This window comes from Roseateles sp. P5_E1 (genome assembly GCF_054049335.1).
Genome location: NZ_JBFUMN010000003.1, coordinates 245,383 through 263,903, shown reverse-complemented (window position 1 = coordinate 263,903; position 18,521 = coordinate 245,383). Strand labels below are relative to the sequence as shown.

The following is an 18,521-nucleotide window of genomic DNA, read 5'->3' as shown; positions in this document are numbered from 1 at the left end:
CATGCGCGGGCTGGCGCTTGCCCTTGTCCTGCTGGCGCTGCTGCCAACGGCGCAGGCCCAAGGGACGCTGCGAGAACGCCTCAAGGCCCGCATTGAGGAGCGCCGCGCCGACAAGGGCGGCGGCCTGCAGGAGCTGCAGGTGCAGGGCCGCAAGGTGCTGGTCCATCTGCCGACGGGCTATGACGCCAGCCGCCCCGCGCCGCTGGTGCTGGCCTTCCACGGCGGCGGCGGCCATGCCGGGTACATGGCCGACGACGAGAAATACGGCTTGCAGAAGAAGGCCGACCAGGCCGGCTTCGTCGTCGCCTTCCCCAATGGCTACAGCAAGCTGCCGGGTGGGAAGTTCGCCACCTGGAACGCCGGCGGCTGCTGCGGCGACGCGCGCGACCGCAATGTGGACGACGTCGCCTTCGTCCGCGCCACCGTCATGGCGATCAAGGACAAATACAGCATCGACGCCAGCCGCGTCTTCGCCACCGGCATGTCCAACGGCGGCATGCTCAGCCACCGCCTGGCCTGCGAGGCCGCCGATGTGTTCCGCGCCGTCGCTTCGGTCGCCGGCACCGATGCCACCGCCAGCTGCGCGCCGAGCAAGCCCATCGCCGTGCTGCACATCCACGCCAAGGATGATGACCATGTGCTCTTCAACGGCGGCGCCGGCCAAGGCGCCTTCCGCGACGAGAGCAAGGTCATGAGCTTCATCTCCGTGCCCGAGACGATCTCGCGCTGGGTGCAGCGCGACCACTGCGCGGTGCCGCCGCAGCGCGTGCTCGACAAGCCCGGCGCCACCTGCGAGACCTACAGCGGCTGCAGCGGCGGCGTCAGCGTGCAGCTCTGCGTCACCGAGACCGGCGGCCATTCCTGGCCTGGCGCGCCCAGCGTGCGCCGCGGCAAAGGGGCGGCCTCGCAGGCGCTGGACGCCAACGACGTGATCTGGCGCTTCTTCGAGCAGGCCTCACGCTAGACCCTGCTGGAATCGCTTCCAATTTTCTGACCCATACTGCGCCGCACAACCAATGCCGCCCTCGCCGCCATGCGTTTCCTGACTGCCGCCCTCCTCCTTGCCACCAGCCTTTGCGCCACCGCCGGCGGCCCGCCGGCCATCTACGACGAAGGCGTCGACGCCAAGGCTGCGATCCGCGCCACCTTGGCGGAAGCCGAGAAGGCCAAGCTGCCCGTGCTGGTCGTCTTCGGCGCCAACTGGTGCGGCGACTGCCGCATGCTGGACAACAGCTTCAAGCACGGCCCGAGCGCGCCGCTGATCGCCAAGAACTTCAAGGTCGTCAAGGTCGACGTCGGCCGCTTCGACCGCAATGTCGACATCGCCGAGGGCTATCGCGTGCCGCTGAAGAAGGGCATCCCCGCCGTCGCCGTGCTGTCGCCTCAGGGCAAGCTGATCTACGCCACCGAAGGCGGCGAGCTGGCCGACGCCCGCAAGATGGGCGACCAGGGCGTCTACGACTTCTTCACCCGCGTGACTGCCTCGGCCAAGTGACGGTCTCCCTGACCGGCGCCTCGTGGGCCCTGCGCACGCAGTTCTTCGTGCTGGGCGTGATGTTCGCCACGTGGGGCGTGCATGTGCCCACCGTCAAGGCCCATTACGGGCTGGGCGAGCAAACCCTGGCACTGGCCATGCTGGCCGGCGGCGTCGGCGCGCTGCTGGCCCTGGCCCAGGCGGGCCGCATCGTCGGCCGCTTCGGCCCCAGCGCCGTGGCCGCCACCATGGGCGTGCTGTGTTGCGCCAGCGTCGCCTGCCTGCTGGCGTTCTCGTCCTATGCGGCGCTGCTGGTCGTCATGCTCGGCTTCGGCATCACGGGCAGTCTGCTCGATGTGTCGGTCAACGTCGAGGCGACCGAGATCGAGCGCCTGTCCAAGCGGCCGCTGATGAGCGGCTTCCACGGCATGTTCAGCCTCGGCGGCATGGCAGGCGCGGGCCTGGGCAGCGTCGCGCCGGCGCTGGGCCTCACGCCGCAGGGCCATCTCTTCGTGGCCACCGGCCTGGGTGCCGTCTGCGCGCTGGTGGCCAGCCGCGCGATGCTGCCCGTCGAGCCCGGTGCGGCCGACGAAAAGCGACCGCTGAGCATTCCGCGTGGCCCGCTGCTGCTGCTGGGCGTGCTGGCGTCCATGGGCTTGATCGCCGAGGGCGCGATGTACGACTGGAGCGTGCTCTTCATGAAGCAGGAGCGCGGCAGCGAGCCCAGCACCGCGGCCCTCGCCTATGCCAGCTTCAGCGGCGCGATGGCTGTGGGCCGGTTCGGCGGCGACTGGGTGCGAGCGCGCATGTCGGGCACGAAGCTGATGCGGGCCAGCGGCGTACTCGGCGCCGCCGGCATGGCGCTGGCGTTGGCCCTGCCCTCGCCCGTCGTGGCGCTGATCGGTTTCGCGCTGGTGGGGCTGGGCCTGTCCAACGTCGTACCGGTGATCTTCAGCGCGGCGTCGCAAGTGCCCGGCGTGTCTTCGGCCCACGGCATCGCGGCGGTGTCTGGCGTCGGCTACCTCGGCATGATGGCCGGCCCGCCGCTGATCGGGTTGATCGCCGAGCATTCGTCGCTGACCGCCGGCCTGGTCGTCGTCGTCGTGTTCGCCGTCTTCATGGCGCTGTCGGCGAAGCGGGCAATGCGCGGGGCCTGACGCCGGGCGCAGCAGGACGAAACCGGGGCGGGGTCATCTACCCACGACCGGCCGGCTTGGGCCACTTGATGCGCGCGGTGAGCTCGCCCTTGTGCTGTCGCATGGCGGGCAAACTCGTTTCGGAATTTAAGGCATCAAGCTGGCAGGACCGAAGATAGCGAGACAGTTTCGGAATTTAATGAATTTGAAGTTGTAAAGCCACAGCTGTGGCATGATTTCGGAATTCAAGAAATTTGTCCTTCCGGCATCGTCCGGAGCGCCTCATCACGGGAATTCCGAAATGACTTCCAACCCTACCGCCCCGCCACCCGAACTCCTGCGCGTCGTGGATGCCGGCGCCCTCGGCCCGGCCATCCGAGCCCGTCGCCGCGCACAGTCGCTGCGCATCGACGATGCGGCCTCTTTGAGCGGCGTCTCCGTCGACCTGCTCTCCCGCCTCGAGAACGGCAAGGGCTCCGTGCGACTGGACAAGCTGCTGGCGGTGTTGGACAGCCTGGGGCTCGCCCTCGTGCTCGGCCCCAAGGACCACCCAACGATGCAGTCCGTCTCGTGTCCCGGAGTCGAGCCTCCCGAGCAGCCATGAACTCGGCCGCCGACGTCCCAGTTGCCCCGCATGCGCTCAACCTCTGGGCCGACGGCCAGAAGGTCGCGACGCTGGGCTATGAGGCCCTGAACGACCGGTGGTCGCTGGACTACGAAGCGAACTGGGTCGCGGCGCCGGGAGCGTTTCCGCTGTCGCCTGCGCTGCCCTTGCAACCCTCGGCCGACGGTTATGCCGTCGGCGCCGTGAAGCGCTTCGTGGAGAACCTGCTGCCCGAAGGCCGCGCGCTCGACATCGCGGCCACGACCTACCGCGTCTCCAAGTCGAACATCTACGCCCTCATCAGCGCACTTGGGACCGAGACCACCGGGGCGTTCCGATTCTGGCGCTCGGATGACGTGCCGCCGGCCGCCGCCGCCAAACCGCCGCGTGAGGTGACCCGCGAAGAACTGGACCAACGAATTGCCGAGCGCGACCAGATTCCGCTGGCCGTCTGGGATGGCAAGGTCCGCATGTCCATCGCGGGCGTGCAGGACAAGTTGATGGTCTACCTGGACCGCCCGCTGAGCGACGCAGGACGTCTGTTCCTGGTCGAGCCGCCCCTGGCATCGACTCACATCCTCAAGCCCGACCCCGCGCGTGGTGTGACACCGCATCTCGTCGTCAACGAACACTTCTGCATGTCATTGGCGCGGCGCATGAAGCTGCCCGTCGCGGAGGTCGGCATCTATCGGACACCACGGCCGGTACTCGTCGTCCGCCGCTTCGACCGGGTTGTCGTGCAAGGCGCCGGAGACGGTGCCGCGCATGGCGCCAACGAGCCCACCGTGCGGCGCCTGCACATCATCGACGCCTGTCAGGCCTCGGACCTGCCCGAGAGCTTCAAGTACGAGCGGAACCTGGGGAGTGGCGAGCACGTCCGCAACATCCGGGAGGGCGTGAGTTTCCAAATGCTGTTCGAACGCGTGGAGCAGACCGTCAACAAGGCCGTGGCACGCATGACCCTGCTGAGGTGGGCCCTGTTCCAATTCCTGATCGGCAACTGCGACGCGCACGGCAAGAACTTCTCGTTCTTCGTGCGACGCGAGGGACTGGACCCGGCGCCCTGGTATGACCTGGTCAGTGTGGTTCAGTACGCAGGCATCGACCACCAGTTGGCCATGGCCTGGGGCGATGCCTTCTCGCTGGAAGAGGTAGGAGCGTTTCAGCTGGCCGACTTTGCGCAGCGATGCGGGGTCGACAGGAAGCTACTGAAACGCGAGGCCGCACGGCTGGCCAAACTGGTGGTGGAACACGCGCTGGCACAGGCCTTGGCGGACGACTACATCGACGACAGTGAGCGCGCCTTTGCAGGCCAACTCCGTGATTTCGTCGTGGGACAGGCTACCCGGTTGACCAAGCTCGCGGACGAGGCGTCCAAGATGAAACCTGAGTTTCTGTGACGCCTTGGAGTTCGCGGCGCTGACCACAGGGGCACAGAGGCACCGCGAAGCAGCCTTCATGCCTTGCCTCTGTGCCTGCGTGCCTATTTGGTTTGCCTTTGAGCTCCATCTCAAGGCGCCACCTCGCACTGCACCCCCGCTTCCGCTAGCAGGGCTGGAAACGGCGCTGGCGGCACCTGGTCGGTGAACAGCATGTCGACCTCGTCGAGCCTGGCCAGCTTGACCATGGCCGGCCGGTTGAACTTCGAATGATCGGCCGCCAGCCACACCTGCCGCGAGTGCTCGATGATCGCCCGCGCCACCTTGACCTCGCGATAGTCGAAGTCGCGCAAGGTGCCGTCGTCCTCGATGCCGGAAATGCCGATCAGCCCGATGTCCACCTTGAACTGGCTGATGAAGTCCACCGTCGCTTCGCCGACGATGCCCCGGTCGCGGGACCGCACCACGCCACCCGCCACGATGACCTCGCAGGCGGGGTTGTCGCTCAGGATGGCGGCGACATTGAGGTTGTTGGTGATGACCCGCAGGCCCTTGTGGTTCATCAGCTCGCGCGCAACCGCCTCGGCCGTCGTGCCGATGTTGATGATCAGCGAGCAATCTTGCGGCACGACCGCCGCGATGGCCCGCGCGATACGCTGCTTGCTGTGCTCGTTGAGCTGCTGGCGCTGCCGGTACGCGATGTTCTCGGTCGTCGAGGTGGGCATGCGCACGCCGCCGTGAAAGCGCGCGAGCAGGCCTGAAGCGGCGAGCTGCTTCACGTCGCGACGCACCGTTTGCAGCGTCACGCCGAACTGTTCGGCCAAGGCCTCCACCGAGACCGCGCCGCGGTTGCGCACCTCCTGGATCAGCAGGGCTTGTCGAGGGTTGGGGATCATGCGCGCAAGGCAAGGTTCAAGCTTGGGGGGGCCAGCGTAAAGGCGCGCGGAGATGTTCCATAGGGGTGGATTTGCTCTTGCGCAGCGTTCGCTTGTGACTTAAAAAGAAAAACTTCGAACGAATACGAACAAAAGCGAACCCGCCCGGCGCGCATTGCTCGTCGACCACACGAAGATCGGAGACAGCTTGAACGACTCCCCGACGGGCGTGACTCAACCGGCCGCATCTCCCGCCCACCCGAGTGCAGCGCAAGCTTGCGACGCGCTCATCGTGGGCGGTGGCATCAATGGTGCCGGCATCGCGCGTGACCTGGCCGGGCGCGGCCTGTCGGTGGTGCTTTGCGAGAAGGACGACCTGGCCGCCCATACGTCGTCGGCATCCACCAAGATGATCCACGGCGGCATCCGGTACCTGGAGTACTACGACTTCCTGCTGGTGCGCAAGGCGTTGGCCGAGCGCGAGGTGCTGCTGCGCAGCGCCCCGCACATCATGCGTCCGCTGCGGCTGGTGGTGCCGCACGACCCAAGCATGCGCCCGGTGTGGATGATGCGCATCGGCCTGTTCCTCTACGACCACCTCGCGCGACGCGAGTTCCTGCCCGGCTCACGCACCATCCGCCTGCGCGGGCACACATTGGGCGCCCCGTTGAACCCGCGCTATTCCCGTGCCTTCCTGTACTCCGACGGTTGGACCGACGACGCCCGGCTCGTGGTGCTCAACGCACTGGACGCCGCCGAGCGGGGTGCCCAGGTGTTGACCGGTTGGCGCTGCATCGACGCCCAGCGCGACAGCACCCATTGGCAGGCTACCCTCCAGGACGCCACGGGCACCGTCCGCCTCGTGCGCGCCCGTGCCCTCGTCAACGCGGCGGGGCCCTGGGCGGCGCAGTTCCTGAAGGAGCACGCGCATGCTCAGGCGTCGAAGATCAAGCCGCTGCGGCTGGTCAAGGGCAGCCACATCGTCGTGCCCAAGCTGTTCGACCACGACCACGCCTACGCGCTGCAGGGCGCCGACAAGCGCGTCATCTTCATCATTCCCTACGAGGGCGACTACACGCTCATCGGCACCACCGACGTCGAACACAAGGGCCCGGCCGGCGACGCGAAGATCGACGACGACGAGATCCGCTACCTCTGCGAACAGGCGAGCCGCTACATGGTCAAGCCGGTGGTGCCGGGCGACGTGGTGTGGAGCTACTCCGGCGTGCGCCCGCTGATCGAGGACGACGCCGAAGATCCCTCGGCCGTGACCCGTGACTACCTGCTCGAGCTGGACACCGACGGCGCGCCCTTGCTGACCGTGTGGGGCGGCAAGATCACGACCTTCCGCAAGCTGGCCGAAGACGCGGCGGACGGGCTTTGCAAAGGCCTGGGCTTGAAGACGGCCGCGTGGACCGCAGGCACCTGGCTGCCCGGTGGCGACCTGAGCGCCTGGATCGGCCCGGCCACGCGGCCCGACGTCGACTTCGCCCGTTTCGAACAGAAGCTAGGGGAGCGGCACCCGGCGCTGCCGGTCAAACTGCGCCATCGGCTGGCTCGTTGCTATGGCGCTCGCATCGACTGGGTTCTTGGGGCCGAAGGCCTGGGTGAAGAGATCGCACCGGGCCTGCACGAGGGCGAGCTCGTCTACCTGCACGACCACGAATGGGCACGCACGCCCGACGACGTGCTGTGGCGCCGCACCAAGCTCGGGCTGCACATGAGCGAAGCACAACGCCAGGACGTCGCCCGCTGGTGGGCGACGCGCTGGCCAAGTGAGACGACAACGACAACGACAACGACAACGACAAGCATCGGAGGCAGCGTGAGGACGACGACATGGAGTTGACGCTGGAGCGGGTCGGCAAGGTGGTGGGCCCCGAGACCCATCTCTACCCACTGGACCTGAAGCTCGCGCCGGGCGCCGTCACGGTGCTGCTGGGCGCCACCCAAGCGGGCAAGACGACCCTGATGCGCTTGATGGCGGGGCTGGACAAGCCCACGCACGGCCAGGTCCACGTGGACCGCAAGGACGTGACCGGCATGCCGGTGCGCGAGCGCAACGTCGCCATGGTGTACCAGCAGTTCATCAACTACCCGTCGATGAGCGTGTACGACAACATCGCCTCGCCGCTCAAGCTGCGCCGCGAGAAGAACATCGCCGGCCGCGTGCAGGAGCTGGCCGCCAAGTTGCACATCGAGCCCTTTCTCTCGCGCCTGCCCGCGGAGCTTTCGGGCGGCCAGCAACAGCGTGTGGCGCTGGCCCGCGCCCTTGCCAAGGCCGCGCCCTTGATGCTGCTCGACGAGCCCCTGGTGAACCTGGACTACAAGCTGCGCGAGGAACTGCGCGACGAGCTCACGCAGCTCTTCGCCGCGGGCGACTCCACCGTGGTCTACGCCACCACCGAGCCCACCGAAGCCTTGCTGCTCGGCGGCTACACCGCCGTGATGGACGCCGGCGAAGTGCTCCAGTACGGCCCCACGGCCGAGGTGTTCCACAGGCCGCGGTCGATCCGCGTCGCGCGCGCCTTCAGTGACCCGCCGATGAACCTCATCGCCGGCAACGCCACCCCGTCGGGGGTGAGCCTGCCGGCGGGCGTGCAGTTCACGGTCCCCCTGCCGCCCACCCACAGCGCCACGCTGACCCTCGGCGTGCGCGCAAGCGCGCTGCACCTGCAAAGCCGCCCGGGCGACGTGGCCCTCCCCGGCACGGTGGAGCTGGCGGAAATCTCGGGCTCCGACACCTTCGTGCACGTGGAGACCCCGGTGGGAGAACTGGTCGCCCAACTGACCGGCGTTCACTTCTTCGATCTGGGCGCCAGCCTCACGCTGTACCTGAGCCCTGGCCAGGTGTACGTGTTCGACGAAAACGGCGAGCTGCTGGTGGCGCCGAGCAAGGAGCTGACCTGATGGCCCGCATCGAACTCGACCTGGCCCACGCCTACCGCCCCAACCCSCAGGCGGATGAAGACTACGCGCTGCTGCCGCTGAAGATGGTCTTCCGCGATGGCGGCGCGTATGCGCTGCTCGGCCCCTCGGGCTGCGGCAAGACCACGCTGCTCAACATCATCTCCGGCCTCGTCACGCCGTCGCAGGGCACGGTGCAGTTCGACGGCATCAACGTGACGCGGCAGACACCCCAGCAGCGCAACATCGCCCAGGTGTTCCAGTTCCCCGTCATCTACGACACGATGACGGTGGCCGAGAACCTGGCCTTCCCGCTGAAGAACCGCGGCGTGCCGCGCGACAGGATCAAGCAGCGCGTGGGCGTCATCGCCGAGATGCTGGAGCTGAGCGGCCAGCTCGACACCCGCGCCGCCGGCCTGGCGGCCGATGCCAAGCAGAAGATCTCGCTCGGCCGCGGCCTGGTGCGCGAGGACGTGAGCGCCGTGCTCTTCGACGAGCCTCTCACCGTCATCGACCCGCACCTCAAGTGGCAGCTGCGCCGCAAGCTCAAGCAGATCCACAAGGAGCTCAAGCTGACGCTGATCTACGTCACCCACGACCAGGTCGAAGCCCTGACCTTTGCAGAAGAAGTGGTGGTGATGACGCGCGGCCGCGCGGTGCAGATCGGCACGGCCGGCGAGCTCTTCGAACGCCCGCAGCACACCTTCGTCGGGCATTTCATCGGCTCGCCAGGGATGAACTTCCTGCCCGCCGACGTCCTGCCCGGTGCCCCCGCCGGCGCGACAACGCTGGGCGTGCGGCCCGAGTACGTGACGCTGGCAGAACCTGATGCGGCCGGCGCATTGCAGGCCGTCGTCACGCAGCGGCAGGACGTCGGCACCTACTGGCTCGTCACCGCCAAGGCAGGCGACAGCGTGATCCGCGCGCGCCTCAGCCCCGACCTCACGCCGGCCGCCCTTGGCGAGACCGCGTGGTTCAGCGTCAAGGGCAGCCACACCTGCTATTACAAGGACGAGGAGTTGATGGCATGAAGCCGGTCAATCAGAAGGCGTGGTTCCTGATCCTGCCGGTCATCCTGTGCGTGGCGTTCTCCGCCATCCTGCCGCTGATGACGGTCGTGAACTATTCGGTGCAGGACATCATCTCCCCCGAGCGCCGCGTGTTCGTCGGCACCGAGTGGTTCAAGGCGGTGATGCGCGACGAGGACTTGCAAGGCGCACTGCTACGCCAGGTGGGGTTCTCGCTGTCGGTGCTGCTCGTCGAGATTCCGCTGGGCATCTGCCTGGCGCTCTCGATGCCGGCCCAGGGGTGGAAGTCTTCCGCGGTGCTGGTGCTCGTGGCCATCTCACTGCTCATCCCGTGGAACGTGGTCGGCACCATCTGGCAGATCTACGGCCGCACCGACATCGGCCTGATGGGCGCCGCGCTCGCCAAGCTCGGCATCGACTACAGCTACACCGGGCATGCGACCGACGCCTGGTTGACGGTGCTCGTGATGGACGTGTGGCACTGGACGCCCCTCGTCGCCCTGCTTTGCTTCGCCGGCCTGCGCGCCATCCCAGACGCCTACTACCAGGCCGCGCGCATCGACGGCGCCAGCAAGCTGTCCGTCTTCCGCTTCATCCAGCTGCCCAAGCTGCGCGGCGTGCTGATGATCGCCGTGCTGCTGCGCTTCATGGACAGCTTCATGATCTACACCGAACCCTTCGTGCTGACCGGTGGCGGCCCGGGCAACGCGACGACCTTCCTGTCCCAGTACCTGACGCAGAAGGCCGTGGGCCAGTTCGACCTCGGCCCGGCCGCCGCCTTCTCGTTGATCTACTTCCTCATCATCCTGCTGCTGTGCTTCATCCTCTACAACTGGATGCAGCGCGTGGGCACGCAGTCGAGGGAGGTGGCCCATGGATGAGCGCCGTTTCAAGAAGCGCACGATCTTCCTGGTCGCCTACCTGCTGTTCGCCATCCTGCCGGTGTACTGGATGGTCAACATGTCGTTCAAGACGAACACGGAGATCCTGTCCAGCTTCAGCCTTTGGCCGCAGCACTTCACCTGGGAACACTACAAGACCATCTTCACCGACGAGAGCTGGTATTCCGGCTACATCAACTCGCTGATCTACGTGGCCATCAACACGGTGATCTCGCTGCTGGTGGCGCTGCCGGCGGCCTATGCGTTCAGCCGCTACAGCTTCCTCGGCGACAAGCACGTCTTCTTCTGGTTGTTGACCAACCGGATGACGCCGCCGGCCGTCTTCCTGCTGCCCTTCTTCCAGCTCTACACCACGCTGGGAATGATGGACACGCACATCGCCGTGGCGCTCGCGCACCTGCTGTTCAACGTGCCGCTGGCGGTCTGGATCCTGGAGGGCTTCATGAGCGGCATCCCGCGCGAGATCGACGAGACGGCCTACATCGACGGCTACTCCTTCCCGCGCTTCTTCCTGACCATCTTCGTCCCGCTCATCAAGGCCGGTGTGGGCGTGGCGGCGTTCTTCTGCTTCATGTTCAGCTGGGTGGAACTGCTGATGGCGCGCACGCTCACCAGCGTGAACGCCAAGCCCATCGTGGCGACGATGACGCGCACGGTCAGTGCCTCCGGCATGGACTGGGGCGTGCTCGCCGCCGCCGGCGTGCTGACCATCGTGCCCGGCGCGATCGTCATCTGGTTCGTGCGGCACTACATCGCCAAGGGTTTCGCGATGGGCCGCGTCTAGCGCCCCGCGATCGACCGAAAGGAGACAAGCATGTTCGAGTGGATGGCCTGGACGCTGCCGGTGGCGGTGTTCTTCTGCAGCATCGTGCTGATGCTGATCGGCATGACGGTCTGGGAGCTGAAGTCGCCCACCACCAGCCGCCGCGGCTGGCTGCCGCTGGAGACGACCCGCGGGGACCGCCTGTTCATCGGCCTGCTGGCGGCGGCCTGGGTCAACCTGGCCTTCGTGGCCTTGAGCGAGAAGATGGTCACGTGGTTCGGCCTCGTGGACGAGCCGTCCATCTGGATCAGCTTCGTCATCTCCATGGCGCTGCTCGTGCTGATCATGCGCAAGGGCTAAGAGGGTGAGAGGACATCCAGCATGCCCGCTTTGACTCCCCAAACCACCCTGCTCGTCGTTGCAAATGCTCGCCGTAGCCCGAGCTACGGCTGTGCTTTGCGCCTAGACCAGGGCGCTTTGGGAAGCCATCTCGGCCACGCCGGATGCCCTCTCACCCTCTGAAGCGACGCAGTTTTTTCAAGAAGGCGGCCGGCCATCTCTTCCCGACCGGCGTGCCAGTGCAAGCAATGGGAAGCCATCTCAGGAGACAGACATGAAATTGCGCTTGAATGCCGTGGCCTTTGCCGCTGCTGCTCTGGCTGTGGGTCAGGGCGCATGGGCCGGCGAGGCCGAAGCCAAGAAGTGGATCGACAGCGAGTTCCAGCCCTCCACGCTGAGCAAGCAGCAGCAGGCGGATGAGATGAAGTGGTTCATCGACGCTGCCAAGAAGCTGCAGGCCAAAGGCGTGAAGGAGATCTCGGTGGTGTCCGAAACCATCACCACGCACGAGTACGAATCCAAGACGCTCGCGAAGGCCTTTGAAGAGATCACCGGCATCAAGGTCAAGCACGACCTGATCCAGGAGGGCGACGTCGTCGAGAAGCTGCAGACCTCCATGCAGTCGGGCAAGTCGATCTATGACGGCTGGATCTCCGACTCCGACCTGATCGGCACGCACTACCGGTACGGCAAGATCATGAGCCTGACCGACTACATGGCCGGCAAGGGCAAGGAGTGGACGAACCCGGGGCTGGACCTGGCCGACTTCATCGGTACCAGCTTCACCACCGGCCCCGACAAGAAGCTCTACCAGCTGCCCGACCAGCAGTTCGCCAACCTGTAYTGGTTCCGCGCCGACCTGTTCGCCCGGCCGGACCTGAAGCAGAAGTTCAAGGCCAAGTACGGCTACGAGCTGGGTGTGCCGCTCAACTGGAGCGCCTACGAGGACATCGCCGACTTCTTCTCCAACGACGTGAAGACCATCGACGGCAAGCCCATCTACGGCCACATGGACTACGGCAAGAAGGACCCGTCGCTCGGCTGGCGCTTCACCGACGCCTGGCTTTCAATGGCCGGCACGGCCGACATCGGCATCCCCAACGGCAAGCCGGTCGACGAGTGGGGCATCCGCGCCTCACCCGACGGCTGCACGCCGCTCGGCGCCAGCGTGTCGCGCGGCGGCGCCACCAATTCGCCCGCGGCCGTCTACGCACTCACCAAGTACGTCGACTGGATGAAGAAATACGCCCCGAAGGAAGCCACCGGCATGACCTTCGGCGAGGCCGGCCCCGTGCCGGCCCAGGGCCAGATCGCCCAGCAGATCTTCTGGTACACCGCCTTCACCGCCGACATGACCAAGCCCGGCCTGCCCGTGGTCAACGCCGACGGCACGCCGAAGTGGCGCATGGCCCCGGGCCCGAACGGCCCGTACTGGAAGCAGGGCATGCAGAACGGCTACCAGGACGTGGGCTCATGGACCTTCTTCGAGGCGCACGACGCCAACAAGACCGCCGCCGCCTGGCTGTACGCGCAGTTCGTGACCGCCAAGACCGTTTCGCTGAAGAAGACCATCGTGGGCCTGACGCCCATTCGCGAGTCCGACATCCGCAGCAGCGCCATGACCGACCTGGCGCCGAAGCTCGGCGGCCTGGTGGAGTTCTATCGCAGCCCGGCCCGCGTCGCATGGACGCCGACCGGCACCAACGTGCCCGACTACCCCAAGCTCGCGCAGCTCTGGTGGAAGAACGTCGCCGTCGCCGTGACGGGTGAGAAGACCCCGCAGGCCGCCATGGACAACCTCGCCGAGGAGATGGACCAGGTCATGAGCCGCCTGGAGCGCGCCGGCATGGCCCGCTGCGCGCCCAAGCTCAACAAGAAGGAAGACCCGGGCAAGTGGCTGTCCGACAAGAGCGCCCCGTGGAAGAAGCTCGCCAATGAGAAACCCAAGGGCGAAACGATTGCCTACGACACGCTGCTGAATGCGTGGAAGTCGGGGAAGGTTCGCTGAGCAAGCCACTGTTTGTCGCGACGGCGATGGCGCGTCTGGCCCGGCGAAGCGCCGGGTCAGCACCGACCTGCGCGACGGAGCACCGTGGATCGCTCAGCGGTTTGAAGGTCGCCGCCTCTCGCCTCTGCCGGATAGCGGCTAAGGGCCAGGAGGGGAGCCGCCAGGATTTGCAGGCGGGGGCGCCGCCGGAGCCGGCGAAGAGGGCGCCGCCACCGGACCGTTTAGCTGTTCGTTGATCAGTTCAGAAAGCAATACGTGCAGTGGCCCGAGGTCGAGGCCCGTTGCTGCTGAGGCATCCACCTGCTGAAGAGCTTGCACGTAGCGTGCGCGCTCGCGCACGATCAATTCGGGAAGGATGGTCGTTCCGGGCAGCCACTGCCCTGCCTTCAAGCAGAGCACGAAATAACTCGCCGCTCGCGCCGTACGACCGTTTCCGTTGATGAACGGATGTATCCAATTCAGACGCCACAACACAAATGCCGCCAAAACGACCTCATCTGTAGCCTCCCAGAGGCGATTCACGGTGTTGATGAAGTCTTCCATCAACGCCGGTACGCGGTAATGAGGCGGAGGGTTGTGACTGCCGACAGTCACCAGGCAAGGGCGGTACTCGCCTGCACTCGTGTGAAGGCAGGTGATGGCGTGGAAGTTCAGCGCCCGGATCACCTCGGCAGACAAAAATGGGCGCCCAACCGCGAGGCTGGCGCCCACTACAGATCTTAGAAAATCGTATTGTCGGTTTCCGTTCGCAATGGCAAGGTCAAGGTAGATCGGGTGATGTTCGTTGTCTCCGACAAGATCGAACAGGATCACTTCCGATCTCCGACTGTGCCTCCCGCTTGCTCAAGGATGACCTGACGAACTCGCTCGCGCGTAACCCCGCTGTCTTGGGCCAGCGAGCCGTAGACGAACGAAACGCGCTGCTCAAGAAGATCGCTCGCGGAAGTCTTGATCGTCGCGGCAGTTCTGAGTCTCTTCAGAAGGTCAGGACTTGTCCTGATCGCAAAAAGGTTTGATTGCATTTGCAGCTCCCGGATCTATCAACAATTCTTTTTGTCCATCTGCGCTATGCGCGTCGCAGATGAAACGGATAACGATTTATCGGTCGGAACGCGCCGCATAGCAAGCAGGTTTACATCTAAGTCGCGGTGAATGCCGATCAAGCATGGTTGAAAAATCAAGGAGTTACCTTTGATAGTTCACGTCAAACATGGCCATTTCAAAGCTACTACGCACACCAGTCGAACGCACCTCAAATGAAAGTCAGCACAGACTGCGCTGCAGCACCGGCGAACTTTTTGTAGATGACACGCCGATTTGTAGAAAAGCCCCGACCAGTTTCCTGTGCGGGGCTCTCGCCTAAGTACTTGTCAGCCTTAGAAAATTTTGGTGGCCTGGGGCGGAATCGAACCACCGACACGCGGATTTTCAATCCGCTGCTCTACCAACTGAGCTACCAGGCCTTTGTCTCGTTCCCGAACGGCTAGCGCCGCTCAGCGAAGTCCGTGACTGTAGCACAGCGAATAGCGCTGCTATTCGAGTGCGCAACTAGCGCCGCTGTTCAGCCGCCGCTGCCGCGCTTGTTGCGSSTCAGGTCGACRCCCAGCTGCTTGAGCTTGCGGTAGAGGTGGGTGCGCTCCAGGCCGGTCTTCTCGGCGACGCGGGTCATGGAGCCGTTTTCCTTGGCGAGATGGAACTCGAAGTAGCTCTTCTCGAAGGCGTCGCGCGCCTCGCGCAGCGGGCGGTCGAGCTCGAAGCTCTGCTCGGACGCCAAAGCGTTGCCAGGCATGTGGCTGTTGCCCGCAAGGCTGGCGGGCGCCGCCTGCATCGGGCTCATCTCAGGGCGGGTATAGCTGACCATGCCGACCGCCGCTGGCGCGGGGCGCGGCGGGGCTGTCTTGACCAGCGCCTGCTCGACGGCGCGCAGCAGTTTCTGCAGCGTGATCGGCTTTTCGAGGAAGGCGATGGCGCCGAACTTGGTGGCCTCCACCGCCGTGTCGATGGTGCCGTGGCCGCTCATCATGATGACGGGCATGGTCAGCACGCCGGCGCTGCCCCATTCCTTGAGCAGCGTCACGCCGTCGACGTCGGGCATCCAGATGTCGAGCAGCACGAGATCCGGGCGCATGCGTTCACGCACCGCCCGCGCCTGGGTGGCGTTCTCGGCAAGCTCAATGGTGTGTCCCTCGTCGCTGAGGATTTCGGACAACAGGGCACGGATGCCCAGTTCGTCGTCGACAACAAGAATCGTGGCCATGAATCCTTAGGTCTTGGCGGCCTGTGCACCGGGCTCGGTGGCAGGTGCCAGATTCGAAAATGATAGCGAAACTTGCGCGCCGGTCACGACAGCCTCCTGACTGCCGTCCGGGGGAGAACCCGCATCGGAAGCCGGATGCAGGTTGCGCAAGGAGATACGGGCGCCGTGTTCATCGGCAATTTTCTTCACGACGGCCAGACCCAAGCCGGTGCCCTTGGCCTTGGTTGTCACATAAGGTTCGAAGGCGCGCTTGAGCACTTTCTCGGCAAAACCGGGGCCGTTGTCGACGATGTGCAGGCGCACCGAACGCGGCGTGCCGCCCTCGGTCACGGACAACGAGGAGCGCACGGCCACATGGCCATCGGGGCGCTCGTGCACGGCGTCCAGGGCGTTCTGCACGAGGTTGTGGATGACCTGGCGCAGCTGGCTGGCATCGCCCTTGATGTGGGGCAGGTTGGCGGCCAGCTCGGCCGTCAAGCGTCCCCGCTCCTGCGGCTCGGCGTAGAGGCTGAGCACCTCTTGGATCAGCTCGTTCAGATCCAGGGGCTTGAGCTGGGCCGACGGCAGACGGGCGTAGTCGCGGAACTCGTTGACGAGCTGCTTCATGGCCTGCACCTGGTTGACGATGGTGGCCACCGAACGCACGAGCATGGCCTGGTCGGTACCTTCGAGCTTGGCTTCGAGCTTGTGCTGCATGCGCTCGGCCGAGAGCTGGATGGGCGTCAGCGGGTTCTTGATCTCGTGGGCGAGGCGGCGCGCCACCTCACTCCAGGCGGCCGAGCGCTGCGCCGAGACAACCTCGGAGATGTCGTCGAAAACGACCAAGCGGGCGGCCTGCGGCAGCGGCGCGCCGCGCACCAGCAGGGTCAGCGGGTCCTGCTTGGGGTCGAGCTTGAGCTCGAAGGAGTCCTGCCAAAGCTCGCGGTCCATGTCGCGCTCGCCGCTGTCGCGGCCGAGGTGCTGCTCGAAGCGCTGGTCCAGCGCCGCGGAGAACTCGGCCAGCGGGGCAAGGTCGGCCAATGGGCGGCCGATGTAGGCCGACAGCGGCAGGCGCAGGATGCGCGTCGCGCCGGGGTTGACGGTCTCGAGGAAGCCGTCGGCGTCGATGACGAGGACGCCGGCGGTCAGGTTGTCGAGGATGGTCTGCAGGTGGGTGCGGGCGGCGTCCAGCTCGGCCACGGTGCGCGACACCTGCGCGCGCGCGTCGGCCAGTTGGCCGGTCATGTCGGCGAAGGAGCGTGTCAGGCCGCCGAGTTCATCGCGCGAGGCGAGCACGGGGCGCGCGGAGAGGTCGCCCTGGGCCACGAGGCGCATGCCGTCGGCCAGCATCAGCAGCGGCCGCGCGAGCTGGTTGCCGAGCGTCACGGCCAGCAGCAGGGCCGCGAAGGTGGCCAGGATGAGCACCAATGTCAGCGTGCCCAGGTACATGCGGCGCAGGCCGACGCGCTCCAGCGAGCGCTGCTGGTATTCGGCGTTGGCGGTCTGCACCGCCAGGGCATTGGTCAGCATGCTGGCCGGAATGCGCTGGATGACCATCAGGTAGCGCTCGTCCAGCCCCAGGCGCAACTCGGTATTGCGCATCCGCGCCAGCGTGCGGATCTGGGCGCCGCCTTCCAGGGCTGCGGCCTCGTCCTCCAGCCCTTCGAGCTGGCTAGCCACGCTGCCACGGGCCTTGTCCAGCATGGCTCTGCTGGGGCGGTCGGGCGTGAGCTGGCGGGTATCGCCGCCGCCCTCCAGCAGGATCTGGCCGTTGGCGCCGACGACGGCGACCGTGCGGGCGCCAAGCTTGTCGCGCAGGCGCTCCAGCGCCAGCAACTGCGGCGTGCTGCTTTCGGCGAGCTGGTCGGCGGCGTCACGCGTCTTGGTGCCGAGGTCGCTCACCATGGCGTCCAGCGTGCCGCGGCCGAGGTTCAGGCCAGCCTCCAGCGCGCTGGCCAGGCGCACGTCGAACCAGGTCTCGATGCTGCGGTTCACGAACTGGTAGGAGACGGCGTAGATCATCACGCCGGGCACGATGCCCACCAGCGCGAAGATGCTCGCCAGCTTGAGCAGCAGTCGGCTGCCGAAGCGGCCACTGCGCACACGCAAAACGAGGCGCACGGCGGCCGTCAGGATGACCAGGGTCAGCACCACGGCGACCCCCACATTGACCCAGTAGAGCCAGTTGTAGTGGCGCTCGAAGAAGGCGCGCTCGGACGTGGTGCCGACGATGAGTACGAAGGCCAGCACACCGGCCACGCCCGTCAGGGTCACCAGGGTGATGACCCAGCCCCAACGCGAAACCTTGGTCATTTCAGAGTGAAGTCGGGCGCGAAGTAGCGCTTCTGCTCGATGCTGAGCGCAAAGCCCGATTGCAGGCCGATCTGCATGGGGCGCGGCAGCTGGGTGACGTCGAGCTTGTAGCTGAACTCGAGGTAGTAGCTGCCGCCGTCCTCGATGTCCTTGGACTCGGCAATATGCCAAGCGCTCTGGCCGCGCATCGCGGTCAGCGCTTCGTCCAGCGTCGCGAAGCTTTGGTGAAGGCCGCCGTTGGAGACGCGGTACTGCCGGGTCAGGGACTGCCAGGCCAGGCGCCAGGTGCGCTCGGCGCGGGCGACGCGGGCGTCGCGCCAGTACCAGCGGTTGCGCAGCACGGTGGCCTCAACGACGAAATACAGCGGCACGCCCTTGTGCAGTGCGTCTTCGGCGGGGTGGCTGAGTTCGAAATGAGTCGTGAAGCTCAGGTCCAGGCCGTCGTCGGCGCGGCGCGCGGACAGCTGGGACAGCTCGATGCCGTCTGCCCGCGCCGGCCCGGGGGTCAGGGCGAGCAGCACGGCAAAGAAGGCGGCGATGGCGATCCGGGCGAACAA

At 66.1% G+C, this 18,521-nt stretch carries 16 protein-coding genes, 1 tRNA gene and 2 pseudogenes; 12 read left to right on the top strand and 7 right to left on the bottom strand.

Features of this window, described 5'->3' with window-relative positions:
- Window position 1: 1 nt before the first annotated feature.
- The 5 genes from ACXJKJ_RS05445 to ACXJKJ_RS05425 all read left to right on the top strand — a co-directional run bounded on the left by ACXJKJ_RS05445 (window position 2) and on the right by ACXJKJ_RS05425 (window position 4,614).
- On the top strand, window positions 2-964 hold the full coding sequence (locus ACXJKJ_RS05445) for an extracellular catalytic domain type 1 short-chain-length polyhydroxyalkanoate depolymerase (protein ID WP_457389387.1): 963 nt from the start codon (window positions 2-4) through the stop codon (window positions 962-964).
- 69 nt (window positions 965-1,033) lie between these two features.
- The gene (locus ACXJKJ_RS05440; RefSeq protein ID WP_457322517.1) at window positions 1,034-1,495 is read left to right on the top strand and encodes a thioredoxin family protein; all 462 of its coding nucleotides are present in this window, start codon (window positions 1,034-1,036) and stop codon (window positions 1,493-1,495) included.
- Window positions 1,492-2,631, top strand: coding sequence for an MFS transporter (locus ACXJKJ_RS05435; RefSeq protein WP_056205607.1), 1,140 nt, complete (start codon window positions 1,492-1,494; stop codon window positions 2,629-2,631). Before ACXJKJ_RS05440 ends, ACXJKJ_RS05435 begins: the two co-directional genes overlap by 4 nt.
- 280 nt (window positions 2,632-2,911) lie before the next feature.
- On the top strand, window positions 2,912-3,214 hold the full coding sequence (locus tag ACXJKJ_RS05430) for a helix-turn-helix domain-containing protein (protein ID WP_457389386.1): 303 nt from the start codon (window positions 2,912-2,914) through the stop codon (window positions 3,212-3,214).
- Window positions 3,211-4,614: a HipA domain-containing protein gene (locus ACXJKJ_RS05425; RefSeq protein WP_457389385.1), complete on the top strand. Its 1,404-nt coding sequence runs from the start codon at window positions 3,211-3,213 to the stop codon at window positions 4,612-4,614. Before ACXJKJ_RS05430 ends, ACXJKJ_RS05425 begins: the two co-directional genes overlap by 4 nt.
- A 110-nt stretch (window positions 4,615-4,724) precedes the next feature.
- Here ACXJKJ_RS05425 and ACXJKJ_RS05420 read toward each other — a convergent pair whose 3' ends face one another.
- The gene (locus ACXJKJ_RS05420; protein WP_457350624.1) at window positions 4,725-5,489 is read right to left on the bottom strand and encodes a DeoR/GlpR family DNA-binding transcription regulator; all 765 of its coding nucleotides are present in this window, start codon (window positions 5,487-5,489) and stop codon (window positions 4,725-4,727) included.
- A gap of 187 nt (window positions 5,490-5,676) precedes the next feature.
- Here ACXJKJ_RS05420 and glpD point away from each other — a divergent pair, with 187 nt between their 5' ends.
- The 7 genes from glpD (at window position 5,677) to ACXJKJ_RS05385 (ending at window position 13,415) form a co-directional block, all read left to right on the top strand.
- A complete protein-coding gene (gene glpD, locus ACXJKJ_RS05415) occupies window positions 5,677-7,317 on the top strand; it encodes a glycerol-3-phosphate dehydrogenase (protein ID WP_457389384.1) in 1,641 nt (546 codons plus the stop codon).
- A complete protein-coding gene (locus ACXJKJ_RS05410) occupies window positions 7,308-8,378 on the top strand; it encodes an ABC transporter ATP-binding protein (RefSeq protein ID WP_457389383.1) in 1,071 nt (356 codons plus the stop codon). Before glpD ends, ACXJKJ_RS05410 begins: the two co-directional genes overlap by 10 nt.
- Window positions 8,378-9,406 (top strand): ABC transporter ATP-binding protein, encoded by a 1,029-nt coding sequence (locus ACXJKJ_RS05405; protein ID WP_457389382.1) that lies wholly within the window; start codon window positions 8,378-8,380, stop codon window positions 9,404-9,406. Before ACXJKJ_RS05410 ends, ACXJKJ_RS05405 begins: the two co-directional genes overlap by 1 nt.
- Complete coding sequence (locus tag ACXJKJ_RS05400; protein ID WP_457389381.1) at window positions 9,403-10,284, top strand: carbohydrate ABC transporter permease; 882 nt, start codon at window positions 9,403-9,405, stop codon at window positions 10,282-10,284. Before ACXJKJ_RS05405 ends, ACXJKJ_RS05400 begins: the two co-directional genes overlap by 4 nt.
- Window positions 10,277-11,089 carry a carbohydrate ABC transporter permease gene (locus ACXJKJ_RS05395; protein WP_457322533.1) on the top strand — a complete coding sequence of 271 codons (813 nt, stop codon included), beginning with the start codon at window positions 10,277-10,279 and terminating at the stop codon, window positions 11,087-11,089. The genes ACXJKJ_RS05400 and ACXJKJ_RS05395 overlap by 8 nt, the downstream gene beginning before the upstream one ends.
- Before the next feature lie 30 nt (window positions 11,090-11,119).
- On the top strand, window positions 11,120-11,428 hold the full coding sequence (locus ACXJKJ_RS05390; RefSeq protein ID WP_457389380.1) for a DUF2160 domain-containing protein: 309 nt from the start codon (window positions 11,120-11,122) through the stop codon (window positions 11,426-11,428).
- A 253-nt stretch (window positions 11,429-11,681) separates the two neighbouring features.
- Window positions 11,682-13,415: an ABC transporter substrate-binding protein gene (locus tag ACXJKJ_RS05385; RefSeq protein WP_457389379.1), complete on the top strand. Its 1,734-nt coding sequence runs from the start codon at window positions 11,682-11,684 to the stop codon at window positions 13,413-13,415.
- A 138-nt stretch (window positions 13,416-13,553) separates the two neighbouring features.
- On the opposite strand, the gene ACXJKJ_RS05380 is transcribed toward ACXJKJ_RS05385, so the two are convergent.
- From ACXJKJ_RS05380 to ACXJKJ_RS05355, 6 genes and pseudogenes are all read right to left on the bottom strand, one after another.
- Window positions 13,554-14,228 carry a Fic family protein gene (locus tag ACXJKJ_RS05380; protein WP_457389378.1) on the bottom strand — a complete coding sequence of 225 codons (675 nt, stop codon included), beginning with the start codon at window positions 14,226-14,228 and terminating at the stop codon, window positions 13,554-13,556.
- 574 nt (window positions 14,229-14,802) lie between these two features.
- Window positions 14,803-14,878: transfer RNA gene (locus ACXJKJ_RS05375), tRNA-Phe, on the bottom strand.
- Window positions 14,879-14,976: 98 nt separating this feature from the next.
- Window positions 14,977-15,162: pseudogene (locus ACXJKJ_RS05370) on the bottom strand (helix-turn-helix domain-containing protein); the annotation flags it as partial.
- Between the two features lie 141 nt (window positions 15,163-15,303).
- Window positions 15,304-15,672, bottom strand: a pseudogene (locus ACXJKJ_RS05365) (response regulator); the annotation flags it as partial.
- A 6-nt stretch (window positions 15,673-15,678) separates the two neighbouring features.
- Window positions 15,679-17,964 carry an ATP-binding protein gene (locus ACXJKJ_RS05360; protein ID WP_457389377.1) on the bottom strand — a complete coding sequence of 762 codons (2,286 nt, stop codon included), beginning with the start codon at window positions 17,962-17,964 and terminating at the stop codon, window positions 15,679-15,681.
- A complete protein-coding gene (locus ACXJKJ_RS05355; RefSeq protein ID WP_457389376.1) occupies window positions 17,961-18,521 on the bottom strand; it encodes a DUF4390 domain-containing protein in 561 nt (186 codons plus the stop codon). Before ACXJKJ_RS05355 ends, ACXJKJ_RS05360 begins: the two co-directional genes overlap by 4 nt.